Origin of the sequence: Streptomyces sp. NPDC013187 (assembly GCF_042899705.1) — a bacterium.
Lineage (GTDB): Bacteria > Actinomycetota > Actinomycetes > Streptomycetales > Streptomycetaceae > Streptomyces > Streptomyces hawaiiensis_A.
In genome coordinates this window covers 75,603-97,369 of the sequence record NZ_JBIBAF010000014.1, presented here as the reverse complement: position 1 = coordinate 97,369, position 21,767 = coordinate 75,603, and the positions used below count along the sequence as shown (strand labels likewise).

The window sequence follows — 21,767 nt, the reverse complement described above, 5'->3', positions numbered from 1 at the left end:
ATCCGGATGGATAAATTCTTGCCCCGGCCCTCTTGCGGGACCCCGCACCCACCCATACCGTTTGGCATCAAACAAGCACCGGGCGGTCCTGGCTCCGCCGCGCCCGGACGCTCGCTCTCACGCCACCCGCCTCCCCGGCCCCCGTGTCCCGGAGGTGTCCCGACGTCCGCCCGAGGAGACAACGGTGAGCGCTCACGATTCCGAAGAAGTCCGCCGCCACATGGACCGGCTCGCCGCAGACGGCATCGACGTGGTCCGGGTGACCTATCCCGACCTGATCGGCACCGACCGGGCGCGTGACGTGCTGCTCGAAGAGCTGCCCCGGGCCTGTGCGCACGGCCTGGCGTTCTGCCGGGCCGTCTACCACACCAGCCCGCAGGGGGACGTGGTCCCGGTCAGCGGCGGGCTGGACGCGGGGCTGCCGGACATCTGCGTCCGCCCCGACCTCGACACGCTGGTGCCGCTGCCCTGGGAGCCGGGGGTGGCCGCCTGTCTGGGCGAGGTCGTCGACCCGGCGACCGGCGCGCCGGCCCCCGAGTCGCCCCGCGATCTGCTGCGCTCCGTCCTCGCCCGGTGCGCCGAGCACGGGCTGCGGCCGGTGGTCGGACCCGAGCTGGAGTACTTCCTGTGCGAGCCGGACGGGTCCGGCGGCTGGCGCCGCTACGCGCCCCACCCCGGGGTCGTCTACACCGCCGGTCTGCGCGCAGACCCGGACAACCACCTGCTGCGCACCCTGCGGCACGTGCGTGATCTGAAGGTCGGGGCGATCAGCGGCAACCACGAGTTCGACGGCGGCCAGATCGAGATCAACCTGGCCCACTCGGACGCCGTGTCGGCCGCCGACCGCTCCTTCCGCTTCAAGGCCGCGATCAAGGAACTGGCCCGCAAGGAGGGCCGGCTGGCCACCTTCATGGCCAAGCCCTTCAACGACGCGGGCGGCTCCGGCTTCCACCTCCATCTGTCCTGCGACGACGAGGAGGGCCGCAACACCTTCGACGACCCGTCGGGCGCGTACGGCCTGTCCGCCACCGCCCGGTACGCCGTCGCCGGTGTCCTCGCCCACGCACCCGCCCTGGCCGCGCTGCTCAACCCCACGGTCAACTCCTACAAGCGCTTCGGCCCGGACACCCTCGCGCCCTGGCTGATCGACTGGGGGCTGGACAACCGCAGCGCCATGGTGCGCATCCCGCCCGAGCGCGGCACCGGTGCCCGGCTCGAACTACGCCTCGGTGACGCGAGCGCCAACCCCTATCTGGCGATCGCCGGCACGACGGCCGCCGCGCTGCTGGGCGTGCTGGCCGGTGAGGAGCCGCCCGCCCCGCTGGAGGGCTACGGCTACGACACCGCCCGGTCCGCCGTCCTGCCCCAGACCCTGTCCGCCGCGCTGGACGCGCTGGAGGCGGACACGGCCCTGACCGGCCTGCTCGGCAAGGGGTTCACCACGTCCTTCCTCTCCTACAAACGCGACGAGGTCGAACGCTTCCACCGGCACGTCACGGACTGGGAGTTCACCGAGTACGCCTACCACCTGTGACGCCCCCTGTGACACCGAGGAGCTGCCGATGACCACCGAGACCCCGACCGACGCCCTGCGCGAGCCGCTGCCCCTGGCCGACGTGGACCTCTCCGACCTGGACCGCTTCACCGACGGTGTGGCGCCGTGGCGGATGTTCCACACCCTGCGCCACGAGGACCCGGTGCACTGGCAGCCCGAGGAGGCGCCCAACTCCGGCTTCTGGGCGGTGACCCGGCACGAGGACATCGTGCGGGTCGACCGTGACGCGGAGACCTTCACCTCGACGAAGTTCGTCAACCTGGAGGAGGTCGACGACGACCAGATCAAGAAGCGCGCCTCGATCCTCGAACTGGACGGGGTGCGCCACCGGGCGCTGCGGAGCCTGATCCAGCGGCAGTTCGGCGCGAACGTGATCAACGGCTACACCGACTTCCTGCGCGGGCTGACCGCGAGGACCCTCGACGCCGCCCTCGCCAAGGGCCGCTTCGACTTCGTCGAGGACATCTCCGCGGACTTTCCCATCAACGTGCTCGCCCGGCTGCTGGACGTACCGCCGGAGGACAACCAGAGGCTCATCGACTGGGGCAACCGCATCATCGGCCACACCGACCCCGACTACGCGGACGTCCTGCTGCACAGCGAGGAGAGCGAGCGCTACCGCGATCTGCCCTTCCGCTCCCCCGCCTCGCTGGAGGTCTTCGAGTACGGCCGGGAGCTGGCCCGGCAGCGGCGCGGCGGCGACGGCACGGACCTGGTCTCCCGGCTGGTCAACACCACACCCCGGGACGGGGTGCCGCTCTCCCCGCAGGACTTCGACAACTACTTCCTGCTGCTGGTCGTCGCCGGCAACGAGACGACCCGGCACACCATCTCCCACTCGATGCTGGCCCTCCTCCAGCACCCCGAGCAGCTGGCCCGCCTCCAGGAGGACCCCTCGCTGATCCCGGTCGCGGTCGAGGAGTTCCTGCGCTGGGCCTCCCCCGTCTACCACTTCCGCCGCACCGCCACGCGCGATGTCGAGCTGGGCGGCAAGCGGGTGAGGGAGGGCGACAAGGTGGTGATGTGGTTCGCCTCCGGCAACCGCGACGAGGAGGTCTTCGGCAACCCCTACGACTTCGACGTCGCGCGCCGCGACAACGACCACGTCACCTTCGGCAAGGGCAGCCCCCATCTGTGCCTGGGCAATCTGCTCGCCCGCACCGAGATCCGCATCATGTTCGAGGAGCTGATCCCGCGCCTGGCGGACATCCGCCTGGCCGGTGACGTACCCCGGGTGCGCTCCAACTTCGTCAACGGCATCAAGAAGCTGCCCGTGGAGGTCACCCCGGCCTGACGCGAGCCTCCGGGCGGAGGGACCGGAACCGGCACGGCCCTCCCCCGGCGGCGGCGCATGCTCCGGACATGCGACGCTCCGCGGTCGGCGAGAGGCTGGTGATGTCGGCACGGGCCCGCGTCCCGAGGAGATCGTCATGGACACCGCCATCCTGGAAGAGATGCGGACCACGCTGCGGGGGCCGGTGATCGGCCCGCGGGACGCCGGGTACGACCAGGCCCGCAAGATCTACAACGCGATGATCGACAAACGGCCCGCCGCCCTCGTGCCCTGCGCGGACGCCGCCGACGTGATGGCCGCGGTCGCCTACGTCCGTGACCACGGCCTGGAACTCGCCGTGCGGGGCGGCGGGCACAGCGGCCCCGGCCTGTGCCTGGTGGACGACGGCGTGACGGTCGACCTCTCGCCGATGCGCTGGGTGCGGGTCGACCCCGAGGCGCGCACCGCCGAGGTCGGCGGCGGCAGCCACCTGGGCGACCTCGACCACGCCACGCAGGCCTTCGGGCTCGCCACCCCCACGGGCATCATCTCCATGACGGGCGTCGGAGGCCTGACCCTCGGCGGCGGCCACGGCTACCTCACCCGCAAGTACGGGCTGACCGTGGACAACCTGATCGCCGCCGACGTGGTGCTGGCCGACGGCAGCTTCGTCACCGCGAGCGAGACCGAGCACCCGGACCTGTTCTGGGCGCTGCGGGGCGGCGGCGGCAACTTCGGCATCGCGACCTCCCTCACGTACCGTCTGCACCCGGTCGGCGCGGTCGGGGCCGGGGTGACCGTGTGGCCGGTCGAGAGCACGCGCGAAGTGCTGGCGTGGTACCGCGAGTTCCTCCCCCAGGCACCCGAGGACGTCTACGGCTTCTTCGCCGTCCTCGTCGTCCCGCCCGGCCCGCCCTTCCCCGAGGAGCTCCACGGCAAGAAGGTGTGCGGCATCGTGTGGTGCTGCACGGGCGACCCGAACGGGGCCGCCGAGACCCTCTCGGTGGTGAACGACGCGGGCCGGCCGGCCTTCCACTTCACGACGCCGATGCCGTACGACGCGCTGCAGGGCATGTTCGACGAGCTGATCCCGACGGGCTACCAGTGGTACTGGCGGGGCGACTTCTTCGACGGCATCCCCGACGCCGCCCTGGACGTGCACCTCGCATACGGCCGGAACAACCCGACGCCGCTCTCGCTGATGCACCTCTACCCGATCGACGGCGCCGCCCACCGGGTCGGCCCGGACGACACCGCGTGGAGCTACCGGGACGCCCTGTGGTCCGGTGTCTTCGCCGGCGTCGACCCCGACCCGGCCAACGCCGAGACGATCCGGCGGTGGTGCGTGGGCTACCAGGAGGAGCTGCACCCGTTCTCTATGGGCGGCTCGTACGTGAACTTCATGGGCTCGGGCGAGGGCCAGGAGCGGGTCCGGGCGACGTACCGCGGCCACTACGACCGGCTCGCCCGGATCAAGCGCACCTACGACCCGGACAACCTCTTCCACGCCAACCAGAACATCGAACCGGCGCGAGGGTGACGGCCATGGGCCGGACGGTCGACGCCGCCGGCGTGGAACTCCGGGTGGAGCAGCGGGGCGAGGGGCCCGACCTCCTGCTCGTCGCGGGGCTCGGGGACCCCGCCGAGGCGTGGCAGCTTCAGCTCGACGGGCTCGGGGACCCCGCCGAGGCGTGGCAGCTTCAGCTCGACGGGTTCGCGGACCGCTACCGGCTCACCGCGTTCGACAACCGCGGCGCGGGCCGCAGCCCGCTGCCGGACGGCCCGCTCTCCGTAGCGGGGATGACCGACGACGCGGCGGCGCTGCTGCGTGCGCTCCGGGTTCCGGCGGCGCACGTCGCGGGCTTCTCCGGCGGCAGTTTCATCACCCAGGAACTGGCCCTGCGTCACCCCGGCCTGGTGCGCAGCCTCGTCCTCATGAGCACGATGGCCCGCCCGGATCCCTACTTCCGCACCATGACGGGCTTCTGGAACTGGATGGTGGAACGCGCCCCGGACGAACGGGCTGTGCTGGAGGCGTTCTACCTGTGGGTCTACACCCCGCGCGCCCACGCCGACGGCATGGTCGACCGCTTCGTCGACGAGGCGCTGGCCTTCGAGCATCCGCAGTCCGCCGAGGCCTTCCAGCGCCAGCTCGCGGCGTTCGCCGGCCACGACACCCTCGACCGCCTCGGCGGCATCAGCGCCCCGACCCTGGTGCTCGCCGGTGAACTCGCACCGGCTGGTGCCCGCCGGGCGGAGGCGGCGGGCACCGTGCGGTTGCCGACGGGTGTCAGGCCGCGACGAGAGGTCGGCCCGCACCCTGCGTGGACGCGGCGGAGTCCGGTTTCTCCGCGGCGGCGAGCAGGGCGAGGAGCGTCGCCCGGGCGCGTGCCACGCGGGAACGGACCGTGCCGACGGGGCAGTTGCTCAGCGCGGCGGCTTCCGCGTAGGGCAGACCGAGCAGCTGCGTGAGGACGAACGCCTCGCGGCGTTCGTACGGCAACCCCGCCAGCAACTCCAGCAGCGCCACGCCGTCGTCGAAGCCGGGCAGACCGCGCGGCTGGGCGAGTTCGGCGGCCGGCTCCCAGTCCGGCAGGTCGGCCGGGCGGGGGCGTACGGCGGTGGACCGGATGCTGTCGGCCACCGCGCGCCGGGCGATCGACAGCAGCCAGGTCCGCGCCGAGGAGCGGCCCTCGAACCGGTGCAGGCTGCCGAGAGCCCGCAGGAACGTGTCCTGCGCCAGATCGTCCACCGCCTGGGGGTCGGCGCACAGATGGGCGACGTACCGGGTGACGTCACGGTGCAGGGCGCGTACGAAGTGGTCGACGGCCACGGAGTCGCCGCCGCGGGCGGCCAGCGCCCAGGCGGTTATCGACTCGTCGGCCGACGCCGGTCTCGTGTGCGAAAGGGGCAGGGCAGGAGTGATCACCTGATGTCCTTCTCGGATTGCGGGACCACGAGGACGCGCGTGAGCAGACCCCGAGGTCCGACGTGCGCGCAGGGGTGCGCGGTCCCGTGAGCGGGGAAGGGGGCGTGGCGTTCCGTACGGCGCGGCGCGAGGCGTGAGCGCCTGCGGGTGCGCGGGTACGGACGCACGACCCCGACCGGGGCGCGCAGGGGCTGCCCCGGGGTGCCACCGGCTGCCGTCAGGCGGCAGCGGCCCCCGCGGGCGGTCCCCGGGTGGTGATCGTGTGGACGAGAAGGAGTCGGTGCGGCCTGCGGTGCGACGGCCGCCGCCGTTCGCGCACGGGCGGGGGCGGCGGTGCGATCAGGGCGGACAGGAGCCGCAGCGGTGCGGCGAGTCGGCTGCCCACGGCGCGCAGCAGCCGGAAGACCGCCCGTTCCCCGTGACCCAGCCACAGGCCGCACAACAGCGCGGCCAGGAGGTGGGCGGCGAGCATGCCGAAGGACGAGTCTCCGCCGGGAACATGCCCCGTGTGCGGGGCCGCGGAGCCCATGGAGTCCCACGTGCCCGGGCTCGTGACGTGGCTCATGTCATGGCCCATGGATCCCATGCCATGACCCATGGGCGGCATGTCCATGGAGTCGGCCCCCGATGCGGCCGGCGCCGGCGGCCCGAATGAGAAGGCCGAGTGCAGCGCCGTCTGGACGGCCACGGCGACGGTAACGACCGGCCGGAGTCCGCGCTCGCGGCCCGCCAGGCACCAGCCCACCAGGCCCGTAGCGGCCCAGCCGGCCAGCAGCGTCGAGAGGGGCACGTGGTCGCCGGACATCATGACGTGCCCGAGGGCGGCGAGCACGACACAGACGGCCGCGAACACCGCGGCCCGTATCGCGCGAGCACACCACCCGACTGTCATGGCGCCTCATCCTCGCATCCGGCACCGCCCCGACACCCATGAGTACGGACATCTCCCCCGCCGCGCACTCAATCCGAGCCATGTGATCCAGGCCACGACGACGGAGTCGGTGCCTCCGGTGGGGCCACGGCAGAATCCCCCGCGTGGACGTCACCGCGCAAGAACTCAATCGGGCCACGCTCGGACGCCAGTTGCTGCTGGAGCGGGAGGCGATGGACGCCGGGGAGGCGGTGCGGCGCGTGGTGGCGTTGCAGGCGCAGCACCCCGCTTCGCCGTACGTGGCGCTGTGGAACCGGCTGGCCGGCTTCGCACTGGAGGAGCTCGACGCCGCCTTCGCGGGGCGTGCGGTGGTCAAGGCGACGCTCATGCGGATCACGCTGCACGCGGTCCACCGGGACGACTACCAGGTCTTCCGGGAGGCGATGCAACAGACGCTGTACGCCTCCCGGCTCGGGTACCGCTTCGCCGCGGCGGGACTCACGCCGGCCGACGGCGAGGCGCTCGTCCCCGAGTTGCTGGACTTCGCGGACCGGCCCCGGACGGCCGCCGAGATGCAGGACTGGCTGGAGAAGCGGGTCGGGGCGGAGAAGAAGGCCGGGGCGTGGTGGGGGCTCAAGGCGTACGCGCCGATGCTGCACGTCCCGACCGGCGGGCCGTGGTCCTTCGGCCCCCGGTCGTCGTTCGTCGCGGCGCGGACCGGTCCCGCGCCCCGGGGGCGGGAGGTGGTGCCGGAGGCGCTGTGCCACCTCGTCCTGCGCTGTCTGGAGGGTTTCGGGCCCGCGTCGGTGGCGGACATCGCGCAGTTCACCATGGTGCCGCGAGCACCCGTACGCCAGGCCCTGGCGGCCCTCGGCGACGGGGTGGAGCAGCTCCGGGGACCCGAAGGGATCCTGCTCTACGACGTGCCGGGCGCCTGGCGCCCACCGGCCGACACGCCGGCACCACCCCGGCTCATGGCCATGTGGGACAGCGTGCTGCTGGCCCACGCCGACCGCAGCCGCGTGATTCCCCCGGCGTATCGCCGTCTGGTGATCCGGGTGAACGGCGACGTGCTGCCCACGCTCCTGGTCGACGGCCGGGTCGCCGGCGTGTGGCGGGCGGTCGACCATGGTGTCGAGGCCACGGCGTTCCACGACCTGCCGACCGCCGTGTGGGACGGACTGGCCGCGGAGGCCGCGTCGCTGACGGCATTCCTGGCAGGCCGCGACACCGAGGTCTACCGCCGCTTTCACCACTGGTGGCCGAAACTCCCCGACGGGCAGGTGCGCCTGCTCCGGGGCTGAGCCCGTGCGGCACGGCAGCCGCTGCCGGGATTCCGACGCGCAGCCGCCGGCGTGCAGACCATCGTCGCCCTCGGCATCCTCGCCCTCGGCGCCGCGTACGTCCTCGTCGCCCCCGGCCTCATCCTCGCCCTCGGCGCGGTCCACGCCCTCGTCGCCCTCGGCTTCAGGCCGCGCACCAGCCGGTCACCTCCCGCGAACGGCCCTCCGCCGCCATGCCCTGAGACGGCGGCGCACTCCGCTCCGGTGGCCGGGGCGCCGCTCCCGCCCGGTCCCGCCCGCGGTGTCCCGGGCGGGACGCCAAGGGTCGCCGGGGGCTTCGGCGGGGCTTTGCGCCTGCGCCTGCGCCTGGATCTCGTAGTGGGCGTCGTGGGCCGTCACCCGGAAGGCCTCTTCGTACGAGGCCATGGCCGCGCGGAATCCGGATCCGGCGAGGCCGCGACGCCGGACCACGGACGCGAGCCAGGCGAAGAGGCCCATGACGACGGCCAGGGCGCCTGCGACGATCAGAAGCGGCAGCAGTTGCCCCGCCCACACGGTGTGCCTCATGCCCGGACAACGGCCCGTGACGGCGGCCGGTTCCCGCGGCGGCAGACATGGTGACGTCGCGTCAATGGTGGGCGTGGACCACCGCGTGGCCCCGGCCGCGGCCGATCATCCACCGGTTGACCGGGGTGGTGATCAGGAAGGCGACGGCGAAACCGCCGAGGAGCGCGGCCCAGAAGAGACCCTCCGACAGATGGGCGTCCATCGCACCCGGCGTGAGCGCGATGATCGCGTTGTCCACGAGCTCCATGATCGCGATGGAGACCGTGTCCGCGGCGAGGGCGACCCGGATGGAGGCCTTGAGTCCGAGGCCGGCCCGCAGGACCGCGAACAGGGTGAACGAGTAACCGAACAGGAACGCGAGCCCGATCGCCGCCACCATGGTGGGCGCGTTGTCCCACCCCAGCGCCGTGCCGATCACCATGCCGAGGATCTCCCCGATGGCGCACCCGGTCAGACAGTGCAGCGTCGCCTTCACGGCGGTCCCCCAGGAGGCGGCCCCGTGCGTTTGCTTCTCAGGTTCGTGAGCGGTGTGGTCCATGACCGGAATCATATACCCCCTGGGGGTATATGCACGAGACTCGGCACGCCCTCGTGGCGCGGGCACCGCCGGGCATGAAGCACCACCCGCGGGGTGGTCGGATGATCGACTTAAAGTGGTGGCCATGACGACGCACCCCACCCCGCCCACGGAGCCGACCCCGCCGAGCGGGGAGACTCCGTCGTCCCGGGCGGCCCAGGCCTACCTCTCCGAACTGTTCTCGCTGGAGGGCCGGGTCGCCGTCGTCACCGGCGGCAGTTCCGGCATCGGCCGCGGCATCACCGACGCCCTGGCCCGCGCCGGGGCGAGCGTGGTGGTCGTGGCCCGTGGCGAGGCGCGGCTGGCCGCGACCGTCGAGGAGCTGACGGCGCTCGGCTGCCGTACCGCGTGGGTCGGCGCGGACCTGAGCACCCGCGAGGACGTGCGGACGGCCGCCGAGCGGGCGGCCGAGGTGTTCGGCGAGCCCGACATCCTCGTGAACAGCGCCGGGATCAACCTGCGGCCGCCGATGGACGAACTCGGCGAGGACGTCTGGGACGCCACGATGGCCGTCAACCTGGAGGCGCCGTTCCTGCTGGGGCAGCGCTTCGGCCCCGCGATGGCGGAGCGCGGGTACGGACGGATCATCCACATCAGCTCGCAGCAGGCGCACCGCGCGTTCGTCCACAGCGGCGCCTACGGCGCCTCCAAGGGGGGACTGGAGGCGCTGGCGCGTTCCCAGGCCGAGGCGTGGTCGCCGCGCGGGGTCACCTGCAATCTGCTCGTGCCGGGTTTCGTCATGACACCGCTGAACGCGCGGCTGTCGTCGGACCCGGAGAAGGTGACCGCCCTCGCCGCCCGCACGATGGTCGGCCGGAACGGGCTCGCCGAGGACTTCGCGGGGGCGGCGGTCTTCCTGGCGAGCGCGGCGTCCGCCTACATCACCGGGCAGTCGGTGTTCGTCGACGGCGGACTGTCCGTCCACTGAACCCTCCCTCCGCGTCCGCCGGGTCCCCCGAACGGAGAGCGGCCACGGGCGACGGCCGGTGCCCGGTGTCACGCTGGGCACACAGGACCCGCGGAAGGGAAGCATCGCCATGATCACGACGGAGTACGTCCCCGGTTCCCCCTGCTGGCTCGACCTGGGCGCTCCGGACGTCCGGACCGCCGCCGCCTTCTACGGCGCCGTCCTCGGGTGGGACTACGAGCCCATGGGTGAGAGCGAGGACTTCGAGGGCGGGATGTTCAAGAAGGACGGCAAGAACGTCGCTGGGCTCGGCAAGCTCACCGAGGAGGGGGCGCGTCCTGCCTGGATGCTCTACTACAGCGTCTCCGACGCGGACGCCACGACGGAGGCCGTGCAACAGGCGGGCGGCACCGTACGGGTCGCGCCGATGGACCTCGACGACTGGGGCCGGATGGCGCAGTACAGCGATCCGCTGGGTGGCCAGTTCGCGGTCTGGCAGCCTGGCACCAACAAGGGCCTGGAGCTGGTGGACCAGCCGGGCTCGCTGTCGTGGACCGAGCTGTACACGACCGACGCCGGGGGCGCGCGGGAGTTCTACGGCTCTCTCTTCGGCTGGCAGTTCAGCGACATGCCGCTGCCGGGGGGCGCGGGCACGTACACCCTGATCACCCCCTCCGGCCTCGCCGAGGACCGGATGCACGGCGGGCTCATGCAGGTCGGCAGGGAGGACCTGGCACTGACGGGCGGGCGGCCGTACTGGCACCCGGTCTTCGCCGTCGACGACTGCGACGCCGCGGTGGCCCAGGTCACCTCGAACGGCGGCACCGTGCAGATGGGGCCGGCGGACATGGAGGGCATCGGCCGGTTCGCCGTCTGCCTCGACCCGGCGAACGCGGACTTCGTGCTGCTCGCCCCGTCCGAGGGCTGAACCGGCACGCGGACGCCCGGCCCGGCCCCCGCCCCCGCTACCGGACCGGGCTTATTGCATATGATGTGCAAATGCGTGAGTACAGCGTCAGGGAAGCCGCGGCGGCCGACATCGACGGAGCCCGGGCGGTGATGCTCGACGCCGTGTACCGCGACTTCGGCACGGGCTACGTGCCGCGCTGGCACGCCGACATCATCGATCCGGTGCCGTTCTACGTCACGCCGCCCCGGCACACCCTCCTGGTCGCCGTGGACGAGCACGACGGGACGGTGGCGGGCACGGCGGCACTGGACGCACGCGGACCGGCCCACCCGCCGAACCCCCGCTGGCTGGCCGAGCGGTTCCCCTCGGGCGAGACGGCACAGCTCCGGCGGGTCTACGTGCGCCCCGAACACCGGCGGCGCGGTCTGGCCCGGCGACTGGTGGACGGCCTCCTGGAGTTCGCCCGGGCCGACGGCGGTTACCGGTCCGCCTACCTGCACACCTATCCGCACTCCCCCGGCGCGATGGGCCTGTGGAAGGCGCTGGGCAAGGTGCTGTGCGACGAGCGCGAGGAGGTGCCGGGCGGGGGCAGCGGCGTCGTGCACTTCGAGATACCGCTCGCTTAACGAAAATGGTATTCATACACACTATGAGAATCCCCCGCCGCCGGCTCACAGCCGGCTTGTTGCTCCTGCCGCTGCTCTCCGGCTGTTTCGCGTCCTCCGGTGACGGCTCCGCCGAGACCTCGGACTCCTCCGGATCCGGGGACGGCGGACGGCTGCGCGTGGCCCTGGCCTTCCCGCCGACACAGAACTACTCGCCGTACGGGTACGACGCCTACAACCTGTCCCGGCTGGGTGTCGCCGAGGGGCTGACCCGCCTGGACGCCAACGGCACGGCGGTCCCCGCCCTCGCCGAGTCCTGGAGCAGCGAGAAGGGCGGCGAGAGCTGGCTGTTCACCCTCCGGGACGCGAAGTTCCAGGACGGTGAGGACCTCACCGCCGAAGCCGCCGCCTCCGCCCTCACCCACGCCGCCGCGGCGAAGCCGGCACCCGCCGCGATATCCGGCGTGAAGCTGACCGCCGAGGCCGTCGGCGAGAACCGGGTGCGGGTCTCCACCGGCGGAGCCGACCCGGTGCTGCCGCTGCGGCTGACCAACCCCAGCCTCGCGGTGTTCTCCCCGAAGGCGTACGGGAAGAAGGGCACGGTGAACGCGGTCGGCACCGCCACCGGCCCCTTCGAGCTCACCGAAGTCACCGGTGACCGGTCGGCCGCGCTGGACCGCTTCGACGGCTACTGGGGCGGCCGGGCCCAGGCCTCTGGCGTCGACGTCAGGTACGTCTCCGACGGCACGGCCCGCGCCAACGCCCTGCGCACCGGGGACGTCGACATCGCCGAGGCTGTCCCCGTCGCCCAGGCCGCCTCCCTGGGCAAGGGCACCGTCCACGAAGCGAACACGGCCCGCAACACCAGCCTGTACCTCAACACCGGGTCCGGTGCCTTCACGAACGCCGGTTTGCGGGCCGCGGCACGTGAGGCGGTCGACGGTGCGACCGTCGCCAAGGGCGTCTACGAAGGGTCGGCCGAACCCGCGCAGGGCATCTACGGGCCGGCCCTGACCTGGGCCGCCGGCAAGCGCGTCCAGCCGTCCGGGCGGGCCGCTGCGACCGACCCCGGCGGCAAGAGCATCACCATCGGCAGCTACAACGACCGGCCCGAACTGGCGGAGACCGCGCAGGTGCTCCAACAGCAGCTCGAGAAGGCCGGGTTCGAGGTGAAGCTGGAGGTGCGGACGTACGCGCGCCTCGAAGGGGATCTGCTGGCCGGGAAGTTCGACGCCGCCGTCGTCGCCCGCAACATGATGACGGACACCGGCGACCCGGTCACCGTGCTCGACAGCGACTTCACCTGCGACGGTTCCTACAACCTGGCGTTCCTGTGCGACCGGGACGTCGACCGGCTCGTCGCGACCGCCCGGGCCGAGTCCGATCCCGCGAAGCGGCAGGACGCCGCCATGAAGGCGGAGGCCGCGATCCTGGGTACCGACGCGGTGATCCCGCTGGTGCACCTGAAGGCCGTCACAGGGGTCCGGGCGTCCGTGCAGGGCGCTCGACTCGACCCCTACGAGCGGGAGTTCGTCGGCGTCGGGACGCGGCCCTGAACACCAAGACCTCCTTCCCGGTCAGGGGCCTCACCGCCCTGCGCGTCCTCGCGCGGGGCGGCGGCCCGACGCTGCTGTGGCGGGCCGTGCTCACGGCCGCCCTGGTGGGCGCGATCGGCCTGCTCCCGTGGCTGTCACGCACCGACCCGGCCCTGACCGTCCTCAAGGCCCGCTCCGCGGACCGCGATCCGACACCGGAGACCCTGCGCGCGATCCGCGCCGAACTCGGTCTGGACGACGGGCCGTCGGTCCTGCTCGGCCGCTGGTTGGGCGGCCTGCTGCACGGAGACGCGGGCTCGTCCTGGGTGTCCGGCGCCCCGGTGCTGCCGGGTGTCGTGCAGGCGCTCGGCGTGTCACTGCTGCTGATGTGCGGAGCTCTGGTGGTCGCCGCGGGCACGACCGCCGCCGTCTGCGCCCCCACCCTCCGGCTGGGCGCGCGCGGCCGTCTCGGTGCGCGCCGTCCCGGCGGGACGGCGACCGCCGTGCTGGCCTCGCTGCCCGAGTTCCTCGTCGCCTCGGTACTGGCCTCGGTGATCGCCGTGCAGCTGGGCTGGCTGCCCGCGCTGGGCTGGTACGGCCCGCAGTGGATGGTGCTGCCCTCGCTCGCCCTCGGCCTGCCCGCCGGGGCGGTCCTGGGCCGGATGCTCGACGACCTGCTGCCCGGCGCGTTCGCGGAACCCTGGGCCATGGCGGCCGCGGCACGCGGTGTTCCGCCGAGGTCGCTGGCCCGGCAGGCGGTGCGCCGCTGTGTGCCCGGACTGCTGCCGAACCTGGGGCTGTTCGTGGTCGGGCTGACCGGCGGATCGGTCGCCGTCGAGCAGATCTTCGACATCCCGGGCCTCGGCCGGCTCACCCTGCACGCCGCACTCGCCCAGGACCTGCCCGCCCTGCAGACCGGCACACTCGCCCTCGTCCTGCTCGCCGCGGCCGCGGGGCTCCTCGCCCGGGTCGCCGCCCGGCTGCTGATCGGACCGGCGCTGCGCGACGGCGCTCTGCAGTCCCTGCACCGGCCCCGGCCCCCCGCGCCCCGGACGCTCCCGCTGCTCTACGGGGGACTGCTGGCCGCCGTGATCGGGGCCGGTCTGCCCCGCGACCCGCTCGCCCTGGACACGCTCGCCCGGCTGCACGCACCCTCCGCGGAGCACCCCTTCGGCACGGACGCGCTCGGCCGGGACGTCCTCGCCCGGATCTCCCACGGGGCGGTGACCACCCTCGGCACCGCCCTCGCGGTGAGTGCCGCCGCCCTCGTCGCGGGGCTGCTGCTGGGACTGCTGCCGAGGCTGTCCGGGCCGCTGGCCGACACGCTCAGCGCCGTACCGCCCGTACTGGCCGGGCTGCTCGTCACCGGCATCGCCGGGAGCGGCCCCTGGACGCCCGCGCTCGCCGTGGCCGTCGTGGCCTGGTCCCCGCTCGCCGCGCACACCTCCTCCCTGCTGCTGCAGGAGCGTGCGACGACCCATCTGGTCGCCACCCGGGCGCTGGGCGCCGGCCGTTGGCACCTGCTCCGGCACGAACTGCTGCCCGCCGTGGTGCCCCCGGTCGCCCGGCACGCCCTGCTCCGGCTTCCGGGCGTCGCACTGAGCCTCGCCGCCCTCGGCTTCCTCGGCCTGGGCGCCCAGCCGCCCTCCCCCGAGTGGGGCCTGCTGCTCGCCGAGAACCAGCCCTACGCCGAACGGGCCCCGTGGGCCGTCCTCTTCCCGGCCGCCGTACTCGCCCTGCTCGGGGCACTCGCGGTCACGGCCGCGGGCGGGGTACGGCTGCCCCGGCGGCGCACACGGCCCGCGGGCCCGGCCGTGCCGCCGGTGGATCAGGGCCTGCCGGCCCCGCGGCGGCGCCCGGAGCGCCCCGACGACCTCCTGACTCCCGTGTCCGCCTCACAGACAGACGAACGATGAACGACTCCGTTTCCCGGATACCGACCCGCAAGGCCGCCCGTACGATCCGCGCCGAAAGCCGGGACGGCACCTGGCGTCTCATCAGGCAGCTGTCGCCGCTGCTGCGGCTGCTGATCCTCACCCAGCTCGCTTTCAACATCGGCTTCTACGCCGTCCTGCCGTTCCTCGCCGAGCACCTCGGCACCGCGATCGGCATGGCGGGATGGCTGGTCGGGTTCGTGCTCGGGCTGCGCACCTTCAGCCAGCAGGGGCTGTTCGTGGTCGGCGGCTGGCTCGTCGACCGGTTCGGGGTGCGGCCGGTCGTGCTCGCGGGCTGCGGCCTGCGGATCGCCGGGTTCGCGTGGCTCGGCTTCGCGGAGACGAGCGGAACCGTGATCGGTGCGGTGCTGGTGATCGGTTTCGCCGCGGCACTCTTCTCCCCCGCCGTGGAGTCCGAGGTGGCCCGTCAGGCGGTCGTGTGGGAGGAGGACGGGCACGGCCCGCGCACCCGGGTCCTCGCCCTGTTCAGCGTGGCAGGGCAGGCGGGGGCGTTCGTGGGGCCGTTGCTCGGCGCGCTGCTGCTCGCCGTCGACTTCCGTACCGCGTGTCTGGCCGGTGCCGGAGTCTTCGTGCTCGTCCTCGCCGGGCACCTGTGGCTGATGCCGCAGCACATCCCCGGCCGGGTTCGCGTCCAGGAGCGGGGCGGGGTCCGCGCCCTGCTCCGCGACCGCCGCTTCCTCGCCCTGTGCTGTGCGTACGGCACCTATCTGCTCGCCTACAACCAGCTGTATCTGGCGCTACCGGACGAGGTGCAGCGCGCGGCGGGCTCCCAGGCGCCGCTGTCCTGGCTCTTCGCGCTGTCCTCGGTGCTGGTGGTGTTCACTCAGCTGCCGGTGACCCGCTGGGCGGGCGACCGGCTGGATCTGCGCCGCTCCATGGCCGCCGGGCTGCTGCTGGTCGCGTCCGGTTTCGCGGTGGTGGCCGCGGCCCGTCCCGCCGGCTGGACGGGCACGGCCGGGCTGCTCCCGGCCGCGGGCTTCGTGATCTTGCTCACCGTGGGGCAGATGCTGGTCGTGCCCGCCGCCCGCGCCTGGGTGCCCGACCTCGCCGAGGAGGGCCGGCTCGGGCTCTACATGGGTGCGCTGTCGTCCGTCTCGGGGCTGATCGTCCTGGCCGGCAGCGCGGCCACCGGCTTCCTGCTCGACCTGGGCCTGCCGACCGCCGTGCCGTGGCTGGTCCTGGCGGCCGTACCGGCCCTGGCGGTGGCCGTGCTGCCGCGCCGGGAGAAGGGGGCGGGCGCGGCGGCCTGACACCCTGCCGGCCTCCCGGGGCAAGGGGGCGCCGGGAGTGTCACCCCCGCGGGCGACTCCTCAGCCCGGGTTTTCCGCGCCGGGCCCCCCGAGGACACCGCCGCGGAGATCGGCGGTCGTGTCGCGCCAGTATCCTGGGTCGGCTGCGGCACCCCCCATCAATACCCGTGCACAAGCGGGGAGTTCGGCCTGCGGCGACGACCTTCCCCCTATGCGTGAGACGAGGACGAGTGCTGCTAGCGGGCCGCTACCGGCTGGATGTGGAGATCGGGCGCGGTGGAATGGGAGAGGTCTGGCGTGCGTACGACGAGACGCTCGCCAGGGCGGTGGCCCTCAAGCTGCTGCTGCCCCAGGACACCGACGCCACGGCGGCCTCCCGGTTCCGTCTGGAGGCTCAGACCGCCGGACGTCTCAACCACCCCAACGTGGTCGGTGTGCTGGACTTCGGTGAGTACGACAACCGGCTGTACCTGGTGATGGAGCTGGTCGAGGGCGACAGTCTCGCCGGGGTGCTGACCGCCTCCGGCGCGCTGCCCGCCGAGCGGGTGGCCCTGCTCGCCGCGCAGGCGTCCGCGGGGCTCGCCGCCGCGCACGCGCAGGGCATCGTGCACCGGGACGTCAAACCCGCCAACCTGCTGCTGGACGCGGGCGGCACGCTGAAGATCGGCGACTTCGGCATCGCGCGGTTCCTCGACGACCCCGGCGCCGCGCTCACCGCCACCGGCCAGATCATCGGCACCGGCCTCTACCTCGCGCCGGAGCGGGCCCTGGGCAAGCCCGCGGGGCCCGCGTCCGACATGTACTCCCTGGGTTGCGTGCTCTACCAGCTCCTCAGCGGACGCCCCCCGTTCGAGGCCGACACCGCCGTCGCCCTGCTCCACCAGCACCTCGACTCGGCTCCCGTGCCGCCGCGCGAGCTCGGTGTCGCCGGACTTCCGCCGGCGTTCGAGAACTACCTCCTCGGTCTGCTCGCCAAGCAGCCCGAGGACCGCCCCACCGCCCGGCAGGCCGCCGAGTGGTTCGCCGGGGGCGCCTGGCGGGGCCTGCCCGAGCCGCTGCCGGAGGTCTCGCCGCCGCTGCGGCCGAACACCGCGTCCACGGCGATGCCCGCCGGGCCGGGACCGTACGCCGCTGCCGAGACCGGCCATCCGACCACCTACGCGCTGCCCGCCACCACGGGCCACCGCACCGCCGCCCGGGCGGCCCAGGCGGGGCGTTCGGGCCGCTCGCGCGGGCGCGGCGGTCACGGCAACCGGTCGAAGCTGGCCGCGACGGCCGCCGCCGCGGCACTGTTCATCGCCGCGATGCTCATCGGCATGCGCTGGTTCTCGCCCGACACGACCGCGGAGGGCACGGAACCCGACGCGTCCCCGAGTGCGAGCAGCCCCGCCGCCACGCCGTCCGCCGGCTCCGCCACGTCCGACTCCTCCGATCCGCAGGCCGACCCGGCGGCCGGCCCGGGGGCAGCCGACACGCCGGCCACCGGCACCGTGGCCGATGTCACTCCGTCCACGCCGCCCCCTTCCCCGACTCCTCCCGCGCCCGCTCCGAGCGCCGCGACTCCCACGGCGGAACCGGTCGACGGCGGCCCGGAGCAGCCGCAGCCGGAGAAACCGCGCCAGGCCGGGGAAGACGGGGAGGGCGACGACGGCGGGGACGACGGGGGCGAGGACTGACACGGCCCGGACGTCGCGCGGCGAAGCCCTGCGCGGAGCGCGTGGATCAGCCGGGGGATGCGCCGGTGTGCGAACGGGCGCCCCCTCACGCGCCCCTTGGGTGGCTTGTCATCGCCCTTACCCCGGCCTTATTGTCACCAGGCCTTGGTGAACGGGAAATCCGGTGTGATGCCGGTGCGGCCCTCGCCACTGTGAATCGGGAAGTCCGGCTCCGGCCCTCACGGGCAGCCACTGGGTCCTTGCGACCCGGGAAGGCGGAGTCCGGGCGGTGGTACCCGTCAGCCAGGAGACCGGCCAAGGCGCGTCAACCATCCACGAGGTGCTGGAGAGGGTCTGCTGAGCCATGCACATAGCCGAGGGTTTCCTTCCTCCGGCGCACGCGGTCGCCTGGGGCGTCGCGTCGGCGCCGTTCGTCGTCCACGGGGTCCGGTCACTCACCCGTGAAGTGCGCGAGCACCCCGAGAGCACCCTGCTCCTCGGTGCGTCCGGCGCCTTCACGTTCGTCCTGTCCGCCCTGAAACTGCCGTCCGTCACGGGCAGTTGCTCGCACCCCACCGGCACGGGCCTGGGAGCCATCCTGTTCCGGCCGCCGATCATGGCGGTGCTGGGCACCATCACCCTGCTGTTCCAGGCTCTGCTGCTGGCGCACGGCGGCCTGACCACGCTCGGCGCCAACGTCTTCTCCATGGCGATCGTCGGGCCCTGGGCCGGATACGTCGTCTACAAGCTGCTGCGGCGCTCCAACGCGCCGCTGATGGTGGCGGTGTTCTTCGGCGCGTTCGTCGCCGACCTGTCCACCTACTGCGTCACCAGCGTGCAGCTGGCCCTCGCGTTCCCCGACCCGGGCAGCGGATTCCTGGGCGCGCTCGGCAAGTTCGGTTCCATCTTCGCCGTCACACAGATCCCGCTCGCCGTGAGCGAGGGCCTGCTGACCGTGTTCGTGATGCGGCTGCTGGTGCAGTCCAGCAAGGGCGAACTGACCCGGCTGGGCGTGCTCCTCGCCAAGAAGCAGGCGCGGACCGGGACAGGGAGCGAGGTGGCGGCCCGATGAAGAAGAACACGAAGATCAACCTGCTGCTCCTGTTCCTCGTGGCCGCGCTCGCCGTGCTGCCCTTGGCGCTCGGTCTCGGCGACCACAAGAAGGAGCCGTTCACCGGTGCCGACGCCGAGGCGGAGACGGCGATCACCGAGCTGCAGCCGGACTACGAGCCGTGGTTCTCACCGCTGTACGAGCCGCCGTCCGGCGAGATCGAGTCGGCGCTGTTCGCTCTCCAGGCGGCCCTGGGCGCCGGTGTCCTCGCCTACTACTTCGGCCTGCGCCGGGGCCGCAGGCAGGGCGAGCAGCGTGCCCTGGAGCGGGAGGCGGAGAGCGCGCTCTCCGACACCGCCGGGAAGTCCGCCGCGGAACGGGACTGAGCCCGGGTGCTGCCGATCGACGCGGCGGCGCACAGCAGTCGCTGGCGCCGCCGCCACCCCGTGGACAAGGCCGTGCTCGGGCTCGGTCTCACCCTGCTCGCGATCTCCCTGCCGCCCTGGCCGGGCGCGGCCCTGGTCCTCCTGACGGCCCTGGTCGTGCTGCTGGGTCCGGCCGGTGTGCCCGGTCGTCGGCTGTGGCGGGCCTACCGCGTGCCGCTGGGCTTCTGCGTGACCGGCGCGCTCACGCTGCTCGTCCAGGTGGGCGGGCCGGGCGGCTTCGTCTCCCTCGCGGATGACGGGGCGGTCCGGGCCGGGGAGTTGCTGCTGCGGACCTCGGCGGCCTCCCTGGGGGTGCTGCTGTTCGCCTTCACCACGCCCATGTCCGACCTGCTGCCCCGACTGGTCCGGGCCGGGATCCCGGCGCCGGTCGTCGACGTAGCGCTCGTGACGTACCGGATGAGCTTCCTGCTGCTGGACTCGATGCGGCGCATCCGGGAGGCCCAGGCGGCCCGGCTCGGGCACACCGGCCGGGCCGCGGAGTGGCGGTCCCTGGCCGGGCTCGGCGCCACCGCGTTCGTCCGGGCCTTCGACCGGGCCGGCCGGCTTCAGGCCGGGCTCGCCGGGCGGGGCTACGACGGCACCCTGCGGGTCCTGGTGCCCGAGGCCCGGGTCTCCGTCCGCTTCACGGCGGCCAGTTGCGCGCTGCTCGTCGCACTGGCCGTCCTCACCCTCGTACTGGAAAGGCCGCTGACATGAGCGAGCCCGCCCTCGTCGCCCTGCGGGGCGCGTCCTTCGCCTACGAGGACGGCCCGGCCGTGCTCAGCGGCCTCGACTTCGAGATCCGCGAGGGCCGCGCTCTCGCTCTGCTCGGCCGCAACGGCAGCGGCAAGACCACGCTGATGCGGCTGCTCAGCGGCGGGTTGAGGCCCCAAGAGGGGCGGCTGACGGTCGAGGGGCGGCCGGTGGCGTACGACCGAAAGGGCCTGACCCGGCTGCGGACCACCGTGCAGCTGGTGGTGCAGGACCCGGACGACCAGTTGTTCGCGGCGTCCGTCGAGCAGGACGTGTCCTTCGGTCCGCTGAACCTCGGCCTGGACGACACGCGGGTACGGGCGCGGGTGGCGGAGGCGCTGGCAGCCCTGGACATCACGGCCCTGGCCGACCGGCCGACCCATCTGCTCTCCTACGGACAGCGCAAACGCACGGCCATCGCGGGCGCGGTCGCCATGCGGCCGCGTGTCCTCGTCCTGGACGAGCCGACGGCCGGACTCGACCCCGACGGCCAGGAGCGGCTCCTCACCACTCTCGACGGGCTCCGGGCCACCGGCACCACGGTGGTGATGGCCACCCACGACGTCGATCTCGCCCTGCGCTGGGCCGACGACGCCGCGCTCCTCACGCCGTCCGGTGTCCGCACCGGGCCCGCGGCCACGGCACTGGCCCGCACGGATCTCCTCCGGGAGGCGGGGCTGCGTCTGCCGTGGGGTGCCGCGGTGACGGAACTTCTGCGATCCCAGGGGCTGTTGACGGAAACGGAGCCGGGCCCGCGTACAGCGGACGAGCTCGCCGCGCTCGTGGGAGGACGGTTGGGGGCGCCCGGAGCGTGAGAGCCACGTTCTCGGCGAGCAGCAGACCCCTATCGGGGGAGGGCGGCTGGGCGCCCAGGCCGCGGCGGTGAGCACGGCCGGCCGAAACGCGCTTGTGCGGTGTCGCCGCGCGGCTCTACGTTGCCGGGGTGGATCTCTTCTCCCGCACCTGGGCGGCGTTGCGCGCGACGGTGGCCGATCTCTCCGACGAGGACTTCGGGCGGCCCTCCGGCTGTACGGGCTGGCTGGTGCGGGACCTGGTGTGCCATCTGATCGTCGACGCCCAGGACGTCCTGATCACCCTGGCCACGCCCTCCGACCGGGAACCGACCCGTGACGCGCTGACGTACTGGGACGTCTCGGACACTCCGCCGACCGGCGACGACCCGCTCGACGCGCTGACCGTCAGGCTTGCCGCCGCGTACGAGGATCCGGGCCTGCTGAAGTTCCACCTGGACGACGTCGGCTCCGCCGCCGGGCGTGCGGCCGTGTTCGCCGATCCGTCCGGCCGGGTCGGCACCCGTGACGAGGTCCTCACCGTGGGCGACTTCCTCTCCACGTACGTCATGGAGTGGACGCTGCACCACCTCGACCTGATCGCTCACCTGCCGGGCGCGGAGCTGCCGCCCGCGGAGGGGCTCGTCCGCTCCCGCGAGATGCTGGAGCGGATCGCGGGCGGCCCGTTCCCCTCCTCCTTCCCCGACGTGGACGCACTGCTGATCGGCACCGGGCGGCGTGCGCCGACCGAGGCGGAGCAGGCCGAGCTCGGTCACCTGGCCTCCAGGGTGCCGCTGTACCTGGGCTGACCTTCACAGTCGCGAAGCCGCTGTTCGCAGGGCCGCCGTCGTACCACTCCGTCCGGGGTGGGAGCA

The 21,767-nt window shown here is 73.3% G+C and carries 20 protein-coding genes, 1 pseudogene and 1 riboswitch; of the genes and pseudogenes, 17 read left to right on the top strand and 4 right to left on the bottom strand.

Annotated elements, in window-relative coordinates; translation table 11 throughout:
- Positions 1 to 184 precede the first annotated feature (184 nt).
- The 4 genes and pseudogenes from ACFY5B_RS28265 to ACFY5B_RS28250 all read left to right on the top strand — a co-directional run.
- Positions 185 to 1,534 carry a glutamine synthetase family protein gene (locus ACFY5B_RS28265; protein ID WP_389974310.1) on the top strand — a complete coding sequence of 450 codons (1,350 nt, stop codon included), beginning with the start codon at positions 185 to 187 and terminating at the stop codon, positions 1,532 to 1,534.
- A gap of 28 nt (positions 1,535 to 1,562) precedes the next feature.
- Positions 1,563 to 2,849: a cytochrome P450 gene (locus tag ACFY5B_RS28260; protein WP_389974307.1), complete on the top strand. Its 1,287-nt coding sequence runs from the start codon at positions 1,563 to 1,565 to the stop codon at positions 2,847 to 2,849.
- Positions 2,850 to 2,985: 136 nt separating this feature from the next.
- The gene (locus ACFY5B_RS28255; RefSeq protein WP_389974304.1) at positions 2,986 to 4,368 is read left to right on the top strand and encodes an FAD-binding oxidoreductase; all 1,383 of its coding nucleotides are present in this window, start codon (positions 2,986 to 2,988) and stop codon (positions 4,366 to 4,368) included.
- Between the two features lie 5 nt (positions 4,369 to 4,373).
- Positions 4,374 to 5,045: pseudogene (locus tag ACFY5B_RS28250) on the top strand (alpha/beta fold hydrolase); the annotation flags it as partial.
- A 73-nt stretch (positions 5,046 to 5,118) separates the two neighbouring features.
- Here ACFY5B_RS28250 and ACFY5B_RS28245 read toward each other — a convergent pair.
- Positions 5,119 to 5,757, bottom strand: a complete 639-nt coding sequence (locus ACFY5B_RS28245) for a sigma-70 family RNA polymerase sigma factor (RefSeq protein ID WP_389974301.1) — start codon at positions 5,755 to 5,757, stop codon at positions 5,119 to 5,121.
- A 217-nt stretch (positions 5,758 to 5,974) separates the two neighbouring features.
- The gene (locus ACFY5B_RS28240) at positions 5,975 to 6,649 is read right to left on the bottom strand and encodes a hypothetical protein (protein WP_389974298.1); all 675 of its coding nucleotides are present in this window, start codon (positions 6,647 to 6,649) and stop codon (positions 5,975 to 5,977) included.
- 143 nt (positions 6,650 to 6,792) lie between these two features.
- Here ACFY5B_RS28240 and ACFY5B_RS28235 point away from each other — a divergent pair, with 143 nt between their 5' ends.
- Positions 6,793 to 7,932 (top strand): winged helix DNA-binding domain-containing protein, encoded by a 1,140-nt coding sequence (locus ACFY5B_RS28235; RefSeq protein ID WP_389974295.1) that lies wholly within the window; start codon positions 6,793 to 6,795, stop codon positions 7,930 to 7,932.
- A gap of 183 nt (positions 7,933 to 8,115) precedes the next feature.
- On the opposite strand, the gene ACFY5B_RS28230 is transcribed toward ACFY5B_RS28235, so the two are convergent.
- Both ACFY5B_RS28230 and ACFY5B_RS28225 read right to left on the bottom strand, forming a co-directional pair.
- A complete protein-coding gene (locus ACFY5B_RS28230) occupies positions 8,116 to 8,478 on the bottom strand; it encodes a hypothetical protein (RefSeq protein ID WP_389974292.1) in 363 nt (120 codons plus the stop codon).
- 61 nt (positions 8,479 to 8,539) lie between these two features.
- On the bottom strand, positions 8,540 to 9,016 hold the full coding sequence (locus ACFY5B_RS28225) for a DUF4396 domain-containing protein (RefSeq protein ID WP_389974289.1): 477 nt from the start codon (positions 9,014 to 9,016) through the stop codon (positions 8,540 to 8,542).
- 124 nt (positions 9,017 to 9,140) lie between these two features.
- Here ACFY5B_RS28225 and ACFY5B_RS28220 point away from each other — a divergent pair, with 124 nt between their 5' ends.
- The 12 genes from ACFY5B_RS28220 to ACFY5B_RS28165 all read left to right on the top strand — a co-directional run bounded on the left by ACFY5B_RS28220 (position 9,141) and on the right by ACFY5B_RS28165 (position 21,701).
- Positions 9,141 to 9,983 carry an SDR family NAD(P)-dependent oxidoreductase gene (locus ACFY5B_RS28220; RefSeq protein ID WP_389974286.1) on the top strand — a complete coding sequence of 281 codons (843 nt, stop codon included), beginning with the start codon at positions 9,141 to 9,143 and terminating at the stop codon, positions 9,981 to 9,983.
- Positions 9,984 to 10,092: 109 nt separating this feature from the next.
- Complete coding sequence (locus ACFY5B_RS28215) at positions 10,093 to 10,890, top strand: VOC family protein (RefSeq protein ID WP_389974283.1); 798 nt, start codon at positions 10,093 to 10,095, stop codon at positions 10,888 to 10,890.
- Between the two features lie 71 nt (positions 10,891 to 10,961).
- Positions 10,962 to 11,498: a GNAT family N-acetyltransferase gene (locus ACFY5B_RS28210; RefSeq protein WP_389974280.1), complete on the top strand. Its 537-nt coding sequence runs from the start codon at positions 10,962 to 10,964 to the stop codon at positions 11,496 to 11,498.
- 23 nt (positions 11,499 to 11,521) lie between these two features.
- Positions 11,522 to 13,033 carry an ABC transporter substrate-binding protein gene (locus ACFY5B_RS28205; protein ID WP_389974277.1) on the top strand — a complete coding sequence of 504 codons (1,512 nt, stop codon included), beginning with the start codon at positions 11,522 to 11,524 and terminating at the stop codon, positions 13,031 to 13,033.
- Positions 13,034 to 13,119: 86 nt separating this feature from the next.
- The gene (locus ACFY5B_RS28200; RefSeq protein ID WP_389974274.1) at positions 13,120 to 14,928 is read left to right on the top strand and encodes an ABC transporter permease subunit; all 1,809 of its coding nucleotides are present in this window, start codon (positions 13,120 to 13,122) and stop codon (positions 14,926 to 14,928) included.
- A complete protein-coding gene (locus tag ACFY5B_RS28195; RefSeq protein WP_389974271.1) occupies positions 14,925 to 16,217 on the top strand; it encodes an MDR family MFS transporter in 1,293 nt (430 codons plus the stop codon). Before ACFY5B_RS28200 ends, ACFY5B_RS28195 begins: the two co-directional genes overlap by 4 nt.
- Before the next feature lie 230 nt (positions 16,218 to 16,447).
- Positions 16,448 to 17,893, top strand: coding sequence for a serine/threonine-protein kinase (locus ACFY5B_RS28190; RefSeq protein WP_389974702.1), 1,446 nt, complete (start codon positions 16,448 to 16,450; stop codon positions 17,891 to 17,893).
- Between the two features lie 128 nt (positions 17,894 to 18,021).
- Positions 18,022 to 18,207: riboswitch (cobalamin riboswitch) on the top strand.
- Positions 18,208 to 18,236: 29 nt separating this feature from the next.
- Positions 18,237 to 18,944 carry an energy-coupling factor ABC transporter permease gene (locus ACFY5B_RS28185; protein ID WP_389974268.1) on the top strand — a complete coding sequence of 236 codons (708 nt, stop codon included), beginning with the start codon at positions 18,237 to 18,239 and terminating at the stop codon, positions 18,942 to 18,944.
- Positions 18,941 to 19,309 carry an energy-coupling factor ABC transporter substrate-binding protein gene (locus ACFY5B_RS28180; protein ID WP_389974265.1) on the top strand — a complete coding sequence of 123 codons (369 nt, stop codon included), beginning with the start codon at positions 18,941 to 18,943 and terminating at the stop codon, positions 19,307 to 19,309. The genes ACFY5B_RS28185 and ACFY5B_RS28180 overlap by 4 nt, the downstream gene beginning before the upstream one ends.
- Before the next feature lie 6 nt (positions 19,310 to 19,315).
- A complete protein-coding gene (gene cbiQ / locus ACFY5B_RS28175) occupies positions 19,316 to 20,065 on the top strand; it encodes a cobalt ECF transporter T component CbiQ (RefSeq protein WP_389974262.1) in 750 nt (249 codons plus the stop codon).
- A complete protein-coding gene (locus ACFY5B_RS28170; RefSeq protein WP_389974260.1) occupies positions 20,062 to 20,916 on the top strand; it encodes an energy-coupling factor ABC transporter ATP-binding protein in 855 nt (284 codons plus the stop codon). The genes cbiQ and ACFY5B_RS28170 overlap by 4 nt, the downstream gene beginning before the upstream one ends.
- Positions 20,917 to 21,044: 128 nt before the next feature.
- A complete protein-coding gene (locus ACFY5B_RS28165; protein ID WP_389974257.1) occupies positions 21,045 to 21,701 on the top strand; it encodes a maleylpyruvate isomerase N-terminal domain-containing protein in 657 nt (218 codons plus the stop codon).
- Positions 21,702 to 21,767 lie beyond the last annotated feature (66 nt).

What these genes read in the sequence shown, in the direction of transcription:
- ACFY5B_RS28260 (WP_389974307.1), top strand. Translation starts at nt 1,563, where the DNA reads ATGACCACCGAGACCCCGACCGACGCCCTGCGCGAGCCGCTGCCCCTG.
- ACFY5B_RS28255 (WP_389974304.1), top strand. Translation starts at nt 2,986, where the DNA reads ATGGACACCGCCATCCTGGAAGAGATGCGGACCACGCTGCGGGGGCCG.
- ACFY5B_RS28240 (WP_389974298.1), bottom strand. Translation starts at nt 6,649, where the DNA reads ATGACAGTCGGGTGGTGTGCTCGCGCGATACGGGCCGCGGTGTTCGCG.
- ACFY5B_RS28230 (WP_389974292.1), bottom strand. Translation starts at nt 8,478, where the DNA reads ATGAGGCACACCGTGTGGGCGGGGCAACTGCTGCCGCTTCTGATCGTC.
- ACFY5B_RS28225 (WP_389974289.1), bottom strand. Translation starts at nt 9,016, where the DNA reads ATGGACCACACCGCTCACGAACCTGAGAAGCAAACGCACGGGGCCGCC.
- ACFY5B_RS28220 (WP_389974286.1), top strand. Translation starts at nt 9,141, where the DNA reads ATGACGACGCACCCCACCCCGCCCACGGAGCCGACCCCGCCGAGCGGG.
- ACFY5B_RS28215 (WP_389974283.1), top strand. Translation starts at nt 10,093, where the DNA reads ATGATCACGACGGAGTACGTCCCCGGTTCCCCCTGCTGGCTCGACCTG.
- ACFY5B_RS28210 (WP_389974280.1), top strand. Translation starts at nt 10,962, where the DNA reads ATGCGTGAGTACAGCGTCAGGGAAGCCGCGGCGGCCGACATCGACGGA.
- ACFY5B_RS28205 (WP_389974277.1), top strand. Translation starts at nt 11,522, where the DNA reads ATGAGAATCCCCCGCCGCCGGCTCACAGCCGGCTTGTTGCTCCTGCCG.
- ACFY5B_RS28195 (WP_389974271.1), top strand. Translation starts at nt 14,925, where the DNA reads ATGAACGACTCCGTTTCCCGGATACCGACCCGCAAGGCCGCCCGTACG.
- ACFY5B_RS28185 (WP_389974268.1), top strand. Translation starts at nt 18,237, where the DNA reads ATGCACATAGCCGAGGGTTTCCTTCCTCCGGCGCACGCGGTCGCCTGG.
- ACFY5B_RS28180 (WP_389974265.1), top strand. Translation starts at nt 18,941, where the DNA reads ATGAAGAAGAACACGAAGATCAACCTGCTGCTCCTGTTCCTCGTGGCC.
- ACFY5B_RS28170 (WP_389974260.1), top strand. Translation starts at nt 20,062, where the DNA reads ATGAGCGAGCCCGCCCTCGTCGCCCTGCGGGGCGCGTCCTTCGCCTAC.